The 12,397-nt window shown below is 38.8% G+C and carries 10 protein-coding genes; 2 read left to right on the forward strand and 8 right to left on the reverse strand.

What is annotated here, in order from left to right:
• Positions 1–8: 8 nt before the first annotated feature.
• The 5 genes from ACVWYG_RS03105 to pdxH form a co-directional block, all read right to left on the reverse strand.
• Positions 9–1,766, reverse strand: a complete 1,758-nt coding sequence (locus ACVWYG_RS03105; protein ID WP_457268669.1) for a CotH kinase family protein — start codon at positions 1,764–1,766, stop codon at positions 9–11.
• Between the two features lie 162 nt (positions 1,767–1,928).
• The gene (locus tag ACVWYG_RS03110) at positions 1,929–2,180 is read right to left on the reverse strand and encodes a hypothetical protein (protein ID WP_457268670.1); all 252 of its coding nucleotides are present in this window, start codon (positions 2,178–2,180) and stop codon (positions 1,929–1,931) included.
• Positions 2,181–2,239: 59 nt separating this feature from the next.
• Complete coding sequence (gene ruvB / locus ACVWYG_RS03115; RefSeq protein WP_457268671.1) at positions 2,240–3,262, reverse strand: Holliday junction branch migration DNA helicase RuvB; 1,023 nt, start codon at positions 3,260–3,262, stop codon at positions 2,240–2,242.
• Positions 3,263–3,342: 80 nt separating this feature from the next.
• Positions 3,343–4,257, reverse strand: coding sequence for a 3-hydroxyacyl-CoA dehydrogenase family protein (locus ACVWYG_RS03120; protein ID WP_457268672.1), 915 nt, complete (start codon positions 4,255–4,257; stop codon positions 3,343–3,345).
• A gap of 10 nt (positions 4,258–4,267) precedes the next feature.
• Complete coding sequence (pdxH, locus tag ACVWYG_RS03125; RefSeq protein WP_457268673.1) at positions 4,268–4,918, reverse strand: pyridoxamine 5'-phosphate oxidase; 651 nt, start codon at positions 4,916–4,918, stop codon at positions 4,268–4,270.
• 122 nt (positions 4,919–5,040) lie between these two features.
• Between pdxH and ACVWYG_RS03130 the strand changes: the two genes are divergently transcribed.
• Positions 5,041–5,523 carry a YqgE/AlgH family protein gene (locus tag ACVWYG_RS03130; RefSeq protein WP_457268674.1) on the forward strand — a complete coding sequence of 161 codons (483 nt, stop codon included), beginning with the start codon at positions 5,041–5,043 and terminating at the stop codon, positions 5,521–5,523.
• Positions 5,524–5,716: 193 nt separating this feature from the next.
• Here the strand turns inward: ACVWYG_RS03130 and purE are convergent, their stop codons facing one another.
• Complete coding sequence (gene purE, locus ACVWYG_RS03135) at positions 5,717–6,217, reverse strand: 5-(carboxyamino)imidazole ribonucleotide mutase (protein ID WP_457268675.1); 501 nt, start codon at positions 6,215–6,217, stop codon at positions 5,717–5,719.
• A 53-nt stretch (positions 6,218–6,270) separates the two neighbouring features.
• Positions 6,271–7,410 (reverse strand): 5-(carboxyamino)imidazole ribonucleotide synthase, encoded by a 1,140-nt coding sequence (locus tag ACVWYG_RS03140; protein ID WP_457268676.1) that lies wholly within the window; start codon positions 7,408–7,410, stop codon positions 6,271–6,273.
• A gap of 49 nt (positions 7,411–7,459) precedes the next feature.
• Here ACVWYG_RS03140 and ACVWYG_RS03145 point away from each other — a divergent pair, with 49 nt between their 5' ends.
• Entirely contained in the window at positions 7,460–8,650 is a 1,191-nt protein-coding gene (locus ACVWYG_RS03145) for an NAD(P)/FAD-dependent oxidoreductase (RefSeq protein ID WP_457268829.1), read from the forward strand.
• Positions 8,651–8,953: 303 nt separating this feature from the next.
• Here ACVWYG_RS03145 and ACVWYG_RS03150 read toward each other — a convergent pair whose 3' ends face one another.
• Positions 8,954–12,376, reverse strand: a complete 3,423-nt coding sequence (locus ACVWYG_RS03150; RefSeq protein WP_457268677.1) for a family 16 glycoside hydrolase — start codon at positions 12,374–12,376, stop codon at positions 8,954–8,956.
• Positions 12,377–12,397: the final 21 nt, after the last annotated feature.

A 12,397-nucleotide genomic window follows, 5' to 3' on the forward strand; every position in this document is an offset into this window, starting at 1 on the left:
GTTATATTTCAAAACCCAGACACATAGTTGTCCAGATACGCAGTTCTTCCTTGCAACCAGACTTTTATCGATGACTTATAACCATCCAGATTACCGGTTCCGCCTGGCCATAAGGTGTAATTCATAGCATAAGAATCTCCAATCAACAATGCATAATCGTCTAAATAAGTGAGTAATTTTGGCATTTTACTTGCCTTAAAATCATTCCACTTCTGTTTGTATTTTGTTTTAAAATTTTGATCCATAAAAAATCTTTTGTAAAAATCGGAACCAGGTTCTTGAAAAAGAAAAATCGGATACGTTGTGCTTTTAAAATAGTCAAAATTATCGCCAGCATAGCCGAAAGCCCAGTCGAAGTCCCAAAGTGGACCTGCTATATATTTACCGTTTTTCGGCTTAAACATATAAACACTTTTTGGGTGACCAATCTCCAAATTACAAACAAGATCTGTGATTAAAACATAATTTGCCAATTGATCTAAATCTATATAATCTGCATAATTATTATTTGGAAAATTACTCGAATTTACCAAATTTTCTAATTTTTCAAAGTCAGCTTTTAGTGGTGCCACTTGAGCCTGATCTGTAAGGTCTGGATATTTAATATTTATGGGTAACTGATAATTGTCTGATCTAAATTTATAAGCCTCATCGAAATAGCTATCAAGTTCTAGCAGAGTTCCTCCATCTTTAATGTTAATTCGGCCCGCGCCGACTGTTACTTGTTCTGTTAGCATATAATTACCTTTGAAAACACCATTCACAAAAAGATCGACAGGAACAACATGATTAACATAAGGCATATCCAACAATTGGCCTGCTTTCAAAGCAACTGCGTTAAGCATTTGGGTAGGATCAAGATAATTTGCAAGCAACACATAATCTTTATCTTCAACCATGCCGCAGAGCGATGCTTTCTGATCTAACTTGAGCCGATAGGGTTTTTTAGGAGCTCCCCAGGTGCTATTTCCACGGCCCTTAATTTTTGTTGTCGCACTGTAATCCGGATAAAGCCCGTTACCATCTAATTTTATGGTTGCTGTTAAATAATCGTCTTTGGAAGTGATGTCTACATTGCCGGTCGTATTTATGCTTAACCGTGGAATATTTTTCCAAGTGACTTTTACTATAACCTCTTTTTGCTGACCATAAGCCGACTTAAGTACATAAGTAATGTGCTCAGAGAAATCTTGTTTGGTGGCGTTAGACGTTTGCTTAACAGTACTAATTAATACTTCTTTGGCTTCCGTAGTAAAAGTTGGGATTAGCGCTTTCGTATACCCTTTAAGGATAAAAGCCAATGTATCTCCATTTTTCGTTGCCACCACATCTGCGGCCAAACTTTGATTGTAAAGCTTTTTAAAACCAAACGACGCAAATTTCAGTCCGCTGTCTTCAATGGCATTGATCGTTATGTTGTAGCTTACCTGACTACCGTTCTCTGCAGTAACCTTATAGGTAATAGGCTTCGAAAAGTCAATGATCGATGCCCCAGAAACTTGTTCTATTCCGTTTACGCTTACGTTAACACCTTCGTATGTAAAAGTTGCTTTAAGCGGTTGAATTAATATTCCCTGCGGAATGTCGAGCTTAATTTCTTCGTTTTGAATGGTGGCGACAATATCTTGTTGAAGAACACCCGTATTATTGGCCGCTTCTATTTTAAAAGATTTAATTTCTTTTACACTGCTTTTCGAGACGTTTTTCTTACAGCTCACCCAAAACAGAATCATAAAAACGGAAAGCAGTGAAATGGAATTTTTCATCGTGATTAATTTAGATTACCCACAACGAAAATAGTATAAAAATCCAAATCTTCAATTCAATTTTCTATAAAATATGATCGAACCAAAAGTCACCCTATGAATAAAAAATTACAGAAAATTTAAATTTAATAGTTTACACTTGTGATATTGCTATCCTTGGTTTTAGAAATTGCTTATAAAAGAAATCACGCAAACCACCAATGTAGAAACCAATACAATCACCAACCAACTAATAAAGGACTTTGTATTCTTCATCAGCCCAATAAATGCGGTTATATAGGCTAACGCAACCAGCGCAAAAAACAAGTCGATGGTTGGAATGCCTACAAAAAAATTTCCTCCAAAAACGAACAAAAGGAACGCAATTATGGAGAAGCCGAGTGCTGTAAAACTATATGTTTTCGATGTTGTCATTAAATTTAATAGCCACTTTTTAGAAAAATTAAGTTTGCCGTTCGGCCAGCCTGGGTATTTTAAAATAACTTTCCTGTTTGGTTGGGATAGTTTTTCTTTAAATGTTTATAAGCCGCCTCCGTTACTTCTCTTCCTCTGGATGTTCGCATAATATAGCCTTCTTGAATTAAAAATGGTTCGTAGACCTCCTCAATAGTCCCTTCATCTTCTCCAACGGCAGTTGCAATCGTCTTTAAGCCCACTGGGCCACCTTTAAACTTATCAATGATGGTGATCAAAATTTTATTGTCCATTTCATCTAAGCCATGCTCATCAACGTTTAGCGCATTTAATGCATATCTCGCAATTTCTGTGTCTATCTTTCCGTTGCCTTTTATCTGAGCAAAATCTCTTGTTCTTCGCAATAGCGCATTTGCAATTCTAGGAGTTCCCCTACTGCGCCTCGCGATTTCGTAGGCGCCTTCGTCACTAATTTCTGTCTTTAAAATGGTAGATGATCGCAGCACAATGGTGGTTAGAAGCTTAGAATCGTAATAAGCCAATCGGCAATTGATCCCGAAACGGGCCCGAAGCGGAGCAGTTAACAGACCAGAACGCGTAGTTGCACCAACTAATGTAAATGGATTTAAAGAGATCTGTACAGAGCGGGCATTCGGGCCAGTCTCTAACATAATGTCTATTTTAAAATCTTCCATCGCAGAATACAAATATTCTTCTACTAGGGGTGATAATCGGTGAATTTCATCAATGAATAAGATATCACCGGTGTCTAATCCTGTAAGCAATCCCGCCAAATCACCGGGTTTATCCAACACTGGTCCTGAGGTAACCTTTATGCCAGTTGCCATCTCGTTCGCAATAATATAGGATAAAGTTGTTTTTCCAAGACCCGGAGGACCATGCAGCAGCACGTGATCTAAAGATTCGCCACGAAGTTTTGCCGCCTGAACAAAAATCTTCAAGTTCGCCATCACTTTTTCTTGGCCTGTAAAATCTTCAAATTCCTGCGGACGGAGTACGCGCTCAATATCTCTATCGGTTTGGTTTAGGTTTTCTGAAGATGGATCAAGGTTATCGTTCATTCTTGTACGGTTGATTTTAGAGCCAGGTTAGGCTTCCAATTTCTGCTATTTGCAACATTAAAGATGTCAATCAAATCATTTTAACTCATGTTTATTCGCATAAATTTTTCTGCCACCACCAATTCTTTGCTTCCTTTTGTGTAGTGATAAAATCCTTCACCAGTTTTTGAGCCAAGCTTACCTGCAACAACCATGTTTACCAATAATGGGCAGGGCGCATACTTTTGGTTTCCAAAACCTTCGTATAATACTTTTAAAATCGCCAAACAAACATCTAGACCAATAAAATCTGCCAATTGTAATGGCCCCATTGGATGCGCCATTCCAAGTTTCATTACCGTATCTATCTCGGTTACCCCCGCCACACCTTCGTAAAGGGTATAAATGGCTTCGTTAATCATGGGCATTAATATTCTATTGGCCACGAAACCCGGATAGTCATTTACCTCCACTGGGTTTTTCTTTAATGAAATCGCCAAATCCATCACAATTTTGGTCGTTTCTTGACTGGTTGCGTAGCCCCTGATGACTTCAACCAATTTCATGATCGGTACCGGATTCATAAAATGCATGCCGATCACTTTATCTCCTCTATTGGTAACAGAGGCAATCTTTGTAATGGAAATAGAGGAAGTGTTGGAAGCTAAAATGGCAGATTCCGGAGCGAACTGATTTAAGGATTTAAATATAGCTAATTTAAGCGCTATATTTTCCGTAGCGGCTTCAATTATAAGATCAGTACCCGCAACTCCTTTTTCCAAATCGTTTATGCAAGTAATTTTGGTGAGAATTTGTTGTTTTTGCTTATCGCTGATGATTTCTTTTATAACCTGTCTGTCGAGATTTTTTTCTATCGTTGCCAAGCCTTTTAACAAAACCTCTTGGTTAATGTCTATAAGATTGACTTGGTACCCAAATTGCGCAAAAGTATGCGCAATACCATTACCCATGGTACCAGAACCGACCACCGCTATCCTTTTAATGCCACTATTCATATGCGAAAATTTAGGGTGCAAGTCTAGTCTTCACCCATTTGTTTGCCAGAAGTTCGTAATTGATTCGATCGTGTAAACGGCTTTTCCTGCCTTGCCAAAATTCTATCCTGGTTGGCTTTACCAAAAAGCCTCCCCAATGTGCTGGTTTGGCAATTTCTTTTCCCTCATTTTGAGTTTCTAACTCTTTAAATTTATCTTCAAGAATTGTTCTATTTGCTATCACTTGACTTTGAGGCGAAGCAATGGCACCAAGTTGACTCTGACGCGGCCGAGACTTAAAATAAGCTTCGGAAGTTTCCTTATCTAACTTTGTAACCGTTCCTTCAACACGTACCTGCCGCTCTAAATCTTGCCAAAAAAATACCAAGCTTGCGTAAGGACTTTTTTTAAGTTCTTTTCCTTTTGCACTTAGATAATTTGTGTAAAACTGAAATCCATTGTCATCAATACCCTTAAGCAAAACAATTCGTGCATCTGGTTTTCCCGCCTTCGTAACCGTTGCCAGTGTCATTGCATTGGGCTCATTCACCTTACTTTGTACCGCATGCTCAAACCATTTTTTAAATTGAACAAAAGGATTTTCATCTACATCTGCCTCATCTAAGGTAGCGTTAATGTAATTTTGGCGCATATTTTGTAGCGCTTCAGTGGTAATTTGCATACCAACAAATTTACGCCAAATTAAATGGCTTACAAAAAAAATTATGCTCAACACTATAAAACCGACTCAAGGCAGATTGCTGATTTCCGAGCCATTCATGGCCGATCCAAATTTTAAACGATGTGGTGCTGATTACTACCCACGATGATGAAGGAACGATTGGGTTTATATTAAATCAACCAAAAAACTTAAAGCTCAAGCACGTTTTGCCTGACACTTGGGATGCGGAAAATAAAGTTTATTTCGGTGGCCCAGTTCAAACCGATAGTGTTTTTTTCATTCATAGATGTTATGACAAAATGCTAAGCGGAGCGTCCATCGGCAATGGTATTTATTGGGGAGGTAATTTTGAAACTTTGAAAATTTTGATTAACAACAATGCCATAACCGAATCTGAAATAAAATTTTTTATTGGGTATTCTGGATGGGGATACCAACAGCTTCAACAAGAGTTAGAGCAAAATGCTTGGATGGTCAGCGACATTCCAAATCCAGACAATATTTTTAGCGCTGACGATGAAAAACTATGGCGTGATGTAGTGGTGAATTTAGGTCCGAAATATGCTCACATTGGGAATTTTTCATCAGATCCAAGGTTGAATTAAAGTATTTGGTAAAAGATTACAGATTATTTACTCAAAGTAAGGCATCTACTTCATTGCAGGTTCTATGCGCGAGAGATCTTATCTAAATGTCACACCTGAAATTTTCTTCCAAAATAGATTAATTTTTGTAAGTGGTTTTAAATCAAGGTAATTCAAAAACCGCTGGCGGCAAGTTAAATATGAAGTGAAAAATCTACTGTAAACTTTCTGCACTCTTTTCTACGGCTTCTCGCATTTCGTTTTTATAATCCTGCATTTTTTTCCGCAATGAATCATTGGCGGTACCCAGAATTTGAATGGCCAACAAGCCTGCATTTTTTGATGCATTTAAGGCTACGGTAGCTACAGGAACACCATTTGGCATCTGCAAAATAGACAGGATGCTGTCCCAACCGTCAATAGAATTAGAAGATTTTACTGGAACGCCAATAACAGGTAACGTCGTAATGGAAGCGACCATCCCGGGCAAATGTGCAGCCCCACCAGCACCAGCAATAATTACTTTTAAGCCTCTCGACACTGCTTTTTTTGCATATTCGAACATCCGCTCGGGCGTCCGATGCGCAGAAACCACAGTAAGTTCAAAATCAATTCCGAATTTCATCAACACATCTGCTGCATCTTGCATCACTCCAAGATCAGACTTACTTCCCATAATAATACCGACAATCGGTTTTGTGTTTTGGTGCTCCATTGATTCAAATTTATGATAATGCGGAATAAATAATGTTTTGAGAAGAATAACTATTAAGTGATAACCTTTAATGTCTTTTGTATAAATCTGGCTTTTTCTATCGCTTTATCTCTATCGATATCTACCACGGTAACGTGACCCATCTTTCTAAAATGTTTTGTATATTTCTTCCCGTACAAATGAACATAGGCACCTTCTATTGACAATACTTTGTCTAGATTTTCGTACTTCGCAACACCATCAAATCCTTTTTCTCCAAGTAAATTAATCATCACCGCATTTGTTATACTGCGGGAGTCGCCCAAAGGCAAATTAAAGATAGCCCTAATTAATTGATCATACTGCGAAACGTAGTTCCCTTCGATTGTATGGTGACCGCTGTTGTGCGGCCTTGGAGCAACTTCGTTTACCAATATTTCGCCGTCTTTGGTAATGAACATCTCAACCGCCAAAATGCCTGTTATGTTCATGGCAGAAGCAATGTCTTTCGCAATTTTCTCCGCACGCAATTGCACCGTTTCCCCATAAGTAGATGGAGAAATTAAAAATTCAACAAGATTCGCCTCAGCATTAAATTCCATTTCCACCATCGGAAAAGTACTGACATCGCCTTTAGCATTTCTAGCTACAATAACAGCAATTTCTTTCTCAAATTCGATGTATTGTTCTATAATCGACGGCGCTTCAAATGCTTTTTCTACGTCCTTCTCACTGTTGATGATCATCACTCCTCTCCCATCATACCCATCCTTTCTCAACTTTAAAACATAGGGAAATTGAAATTGACTTTGCAGAATGTCTTCTCTGCCTGTAACCATTTGAAAGGGAGCCGTTGGAATGTCATTCTCTTTAAAAAACTGCTTTTGTACCCCTTTATCTTGTATTAGTCGGATTACTCGCGACTGCGGAAAAACTTTTTTTCCTTCTTTTTCCAACTGCTCTAAAGCCTCAATGTTTACCTTTTCAATTTCTATGGTGATGATGTCTGCTTTCTTCCCAAAGTTGTAAACGGTATCAAAATCGGTGATCGAACCATTTTCAAATACTTTACAAAGGTCCTTGCATGGCGCATCTGGATCTGGATCTAGTACAAAGGTTGTCAAATTGTAATTGATAGCCTGTTGGATCAGCATTCTGCCAAGCTGACCTCCGCCTAAAATCCCTAATTTTAAATCGCTTATCTGTTTTGCCATGAGGTTGAAAAAGTATGCTACTTTTGTACAAAAGTATAAATTTTTATTGATGGATGCAGATGCAATAATAATTGGAGGCGGTGCTTGTGGATTGATGTGTGCCGTTCAGGCAGGTTATTTGGGCAAAAACGTAATACTTTTAGAAAGAAATGATAAAGTAGGGGCAAAAATACTTATTTCTGGTGGAGGCCGGTGCAACTACACTAATTTACACACTACGGAAGAACAATTCATCTCTAATAACCCACATTTTATCAAATCAGCTTTGGCACAGTGGACTGTAGACGACAGTGTCAACTTTTTTGAAATGAATGGCATTAACGGTGCCGAAAAAACCTTGGGACAGCTTTTTCCTGAAGGTAAAAACGCCAAAGATGTGGTGCAGATTTTTTTGTCGTTGTGTGCCGATTTCGGCCAAACGATGGTGTGTAATGCAAATGTGATGGACATAAATATTAATTCTGACGGATTTGAAGTAGTGTTTGAACATTCCGGAAAATCGAAAAAAATTAAGTCCTCAAGTTTGGTTATTGCTACTGGAGGTTTGCCAATTCCAAAAATGGGAGCTACCGATTTTGCATTGCGCTTTGCGAGAGAATTAGGACTAAGTATTGTAGAAACAGCTCCGGCCTTAGTTCCACTTACCATTACCGGGAAAGACGAAGAGTGGTTTGCTAGCCTGTCTGGAAACAGTATTTTTTGTGAAGTGAGCAACGGTCAAATGGCTTTTGAAGAAAATATTCTATTTACTCATTGGGGCCTAAGTGGACCGGCCATTTTACAACTTTCTTCTTATTGGCGAAAAGGCGAAGAGATCAATTTGAATCTTTTACCTCACCAAAATATTTCCGAATTATTAGAAAAAGAACGTGGGTTTAATGGAAAAATACCATTAGCCGCTTTTTTACATCGGTTTTATACTAAGCGCGTAACCGATGCATTTGCTAAATTTTTGCCCTTAAATAAGCCTGTCGCATCTTTAAGTAAGGAAGAGTTGGCAAAGATATCAACAACTATCCACCATTTCAAGGTCAAACCAGCGGGCGATAAAGGCTATCAAAAAGCTGAAGTAATGCGTGGCGGAATTGATACCAAGGAAATTAATTCTAAGACGCTGATGTGCAAAAAAGTACCAAACTTATTCTTTGGCGGCGAGTGTGTAGATGTAACTGGTTGGTTAGGTGGTTATAATTTTCAATGGGCCTGGGCAAGTGGTTTTGTAATCGCGAAAAATCTGTAAATTTTTATTTGATATTTGGGCGCTTTTACACGCTTTCCGCTAAATCTTTTGCCCTGCTCAAAAGCGCAGTACAAAAGGATATCGCTCCAATCGTTAGCGCTAGCATGTGTTTAAAAAATCTCAGCTTTTTTTTAAAAAGTATAGTAATGTTTGAACTTTTTATCAGAGGTAAAACTATTTCCAAAATGAAATTTGTTCTTGCAGTAAGCATAAATCCAACGGCTAAGCTAGCAGTTGGATCTATGTAACTTGATCTTTAATTTATTAGAAACGTACCGGCTAGGATAACATCAAAGCTCCATGTTATTTTTTACCTGTACTAAGGTCTTTTATTCTGATGTTCCTAAACTGTACAAAAGAACCATGACCTAAGAAACCAATATGGCCACTATTGCGCAACAATCCCGGGTGTGGCTGACCATCTGCTGCACCATTTTTTCGCGCTTCGGTAATGTCTGCATCAAGAATAGTTGTGCCATTTAAAATGACCATAATTTTTGGTCCCTTTACAATTACTTCTTCATAATTCCATTCTCCAACAGGCTTTAAATAGCCTCTTTTTGCAGGGATAGTGCCATAGATAGAACCATGATATTGGTATACATGCAGATCTTTATAGATGGGCGCCTCATTGTCCAAAATTTGCAGTTCCATTCCTTCGTAAGCGGCATCGCCTTCTAAGGGTGCTCTTATACCTAAACCATTATTAGCGCCCGGTGTCAACTGAAATTCAAAACGGTAAATAAAATCGCTAAACTCTTCCTTAGTAAACAAATTGCCTCCAGAACCTTTCCCTGGCTTCGGACGGATGGCAATGTTTCCGTCTTCTATGGTGTAATCTACAGTATTTCCCATCCACTGATGCATATTGGTGCCGTCAAAAAGAATTTTATAACCCTCTTTTTTCTCTTGTGCTGACAGTTCGAACGGTTTTACGCTTGGAAGTTCATTAATGTATATATCGCGGTAAGCTACCGGAGATCCATGAGCCTGCAATTCAATTTGCTCCTCAGCAAAAATAGCAATGTTCTTATCCCAATAGTTTTCAAGGATCACATTATCAGTTACTAAGACTCCATTTAAATAAACGGTAACTCTGTCTCCATTCATTAAAATACGGAAGGTATTCCATTCATCTAGTTTGTTATCTGCTACTGTGAGTGGCTTACTTTCATTCACTTGGTTGTTGTATAAACCACCCGAACCTACCTGAGCGCCTACGTTTGTGCGTGCATTGTCCCATATTTGCACTTGTGGTGTACCTCGAAGGTAAATACCAGCATCACCTTCTCCTTTTTTATCGTCGATAATTTTCCAATCGACTAACATTTCGAAATCACCGTATTTTTTGGTAGTTGCTAAGTTGTCTCCATGCCCAACAAAACGTAATTCCCCGTTATTAACCTTCCAGCTTTCAGCCATTGCCGCATCAGCCTTTTTCTGCGCAACTGCTAACGTTTTAGCGTCCATTTTGGAACGCTCAATTGGATTTGCTACCAATCCTTTCCAACCTGTTAGGTCCATTCCATTAAATATGGATACAAAACCCGGACCTGCTTTCATTTCTGCAATGTACTTTCGCATACCTTCTTTCTGATAACCGCTGTCGTTTCCAGTAATTACCGAGATGGTTTTGTTTAGCAACACTTTAACTAAGTCGCCATTGTATTCACCAGCCATCACAATGTTCATTACTGCGTTTGCTGCAGTTTGCTGTAAGGTAGGATCGTCTAAATATTTGCCAGCAAAGAGGATGGCATTAAAACATTTTGCCTGTTCTGTAGCCTTTATTATCTGATTTTTTTGCATTGTAGTTTGAGCAACTTCCATCGCGTTGCGAAGCAGTAATAATTTTTGCGCTGCGGGCGCTTTACTATCTTCAATCGAACGTAAATATCCATTTATCGCCATATCTAAAAAGCTTGCATTTTTTGTATTGCGAGCAATTTTTATCAACTGTTCCATCGCATTGCCATCGCGCCAAGCAGCAAGCGCTTCCAAACTTACTTTTTTTACCTGCTCATCGCCTTTTTGGTAAGCATCTACTACAGCTCTTAATGATTCCTCCCCGCCTAGATTTGCGAGAATCTTATAGAAAAGTAATTTCTTTTTTGGATCAGCGATATTCATTTGTGCCAATACCGCTTCAACCTGTTCAGCATTATTGTCGATGTTTTTTACTGCGGCGATAATTGCTTCTTGCACTGCCCGTTCTTGTGCTCCTGAACTAGTGGTCAACAAGGTAAATAGTTGCGGTAAATCTGTTTTAACCACCACACTGCTCAAAGCCAGATAGGCGGCTTGCTGTACTTCAGGATACTTACTTTTCAACTGCTCGTAAACAGTATTTAATTGTGCGTTGGCGGCTCTTGAAGCAAGAATATTGAGTAATGAAATTTGTACTTCTGGTTTTGCAGACGAGATAGCTGCAGCAACCATCTCAGCGACCTGATTTCCCTTCATTCTATCAATTAGCTTAGCGATGGTTGCGGTAGTTGAACTGTCTCCTTTACTCATGATTTTAAGTAAATCGGGGAGCACTTGCTGTTGGCCAATCGTGGTAACAGCATTTAAAGCAGCGAATTTTACAGTTGAACTTTTATTGCTACATAATTTTAAAATTGCCGGTAACGCCTCTTTGGCATCGCTCTCGCCGAGCATATAGATAATGTCTGTTTTAGCATCATCATTTACCCGATCTATCTTTTTAACCCACGCAGCTGTGTTGTTAGCTGTAACATACGGAACAGCAAACTTTAGCGCAGCGGCACGATAAAGCGCATTTTTATCGCCAGCAGCTGCCAACAGAATGTCTTGATTATTAGCTTTGTTTGCATCAACTAATATTTTTAATGCAGCTGTACGAATCCTTAATAATTTATCATCGCCAGTTTTTAGCATTAACTTTTTCCCAATTTCAATTGCTAGTGATGCATTTCCGTTGGCTAATAAATGTTCAGCATATATCAGATAGTTGGAAGTTGCATCGGTATTTTCGAATTTGTATCCGCTTTTTTCAGCAGCGTTTGCTAATGTATGTTCCGATGAAGGATCAGCGATGTAAGCCAACGCATACAAAGCTACTTTCCGCGTGTTTTCATCGCTGCTAGTAGCGAGGGCATTAATTGCACTTGAAGCTTCTTTTGTATGGCTATCTCCAAGCGCTTGAATTATCGAAAGCTTTGCCTTGCCATTTGCGTCAGATAACGAATTTAATAGAGCTGATTTTGACTTAGGGGTATTGATTTTTACCAAAGCTCGGCAAGCAGGATCTGATAAGTCTTCATCTGTCAAAAACGCTTGTAAAACCGAAACTGCATCGTCTTTAGCAACAAGTTCTAGCTGACTGATAACAAATGATTTATTCTGCTTATTGGTTAATTTAGTTAACGCTTTAGCATACGCATTTTCTGCCATTTGCCGTAATTCCTCTTGGCTACTTTGACTTACATAGGCAGAGAAACCGCCAATAGCATATTCTAGCGGCGCGTTATTGGCGGTGCCAGGAGCGGCCAATTTCCCAATTAACGTTATATAACCGTCTTCTCCTAGTTGAGCGATTTCGTTATTGTTGTTCCTGAGCAAAGCTGAGTCATTTGCCGGCATTTGAGCAAGTAAATCCGCTATTCTAGTGGTTACTGTTCGCTGGTCCTTTTTGTTCTGTGCTTGTGTTGCATTTTGCAACGTCATTGCACTTATTAGTATAAATAGTATCTTTTTTATCATTTTGATAGAAGTAAAAATTAG

This window comes from Pedobacter sp. UYEF25, assembly GCF_054061655.1.

What these genes read in the sequence shown, in the direction of transcription:
- ACVWYG_RS03105 (WP_457268669.1), bottom strand. Translation starts at nt 1,766, where the DNA reads ATGAAAAATTCCATTTCACTGCTTTCCGTTTTTATGATTCTGTTTTGG.
- ACVWYG_RS03110 (WP_457268670.1), bottom strand. Translation starts at nt 2,180, where the DNA reads ATGACAACATCGAAAACATATAGTTTTACAGCACTCGGCTTCTCCATA.
- ruvB (WP_457268671.1), bottom strand. Translation starts at nt 3,262, where the DNA reads ATGAACGATAACCTTGATCCATCTTCAGAAAACCTAAACCAAACCGAT.
- ACVWYG_RS03120 (WP_457268672.1), bottom strand. Translation starts at nt 4,257, where the DNA reads ATGAATAGTGGCATTAAAAGGATAGCGGTGGTCGGTTCTGGTACCATG.
- pdxH (WP_457268673.1), bottom strand. Translation starts at nt 4,918, where the DNA reads ATGCAAATTACCACTGAAGCGCTACAAAATATGCGCCAAAATTACATT.
- purE (WP_457268675.1), bottom strand. Translation starts at nt 6,217, where the DNA reads ATGGAGCACCAAAACACAAAACCGATTGTCGGTATTATTATGGGAAGT.
- ACVWYG_RS03140 (WP_457268676.1), bottom strand. Translation starts at nt 7,410, where the DNA reads ATGGCAAAACAGATAAGCGATTTAAAATTAGGGATTTTAGGCGGAGGT.
- ACVWYG_RS03145 (WP_457268829.1), top strand. Translation starts at nt 7,460, where the DNA reads ATGGATGCAGATGCAATAATAATTGGAGGCGGTGCTTGTGGATTGATG.
- ACVWYG_RS03150 (WP_457268677.1), bottom strand. Translation starts at nt 12,376, where the DNA reads ATGATAAAAAAGATACTATTTATACTAATAAGTGCAATGACGTTGCAA.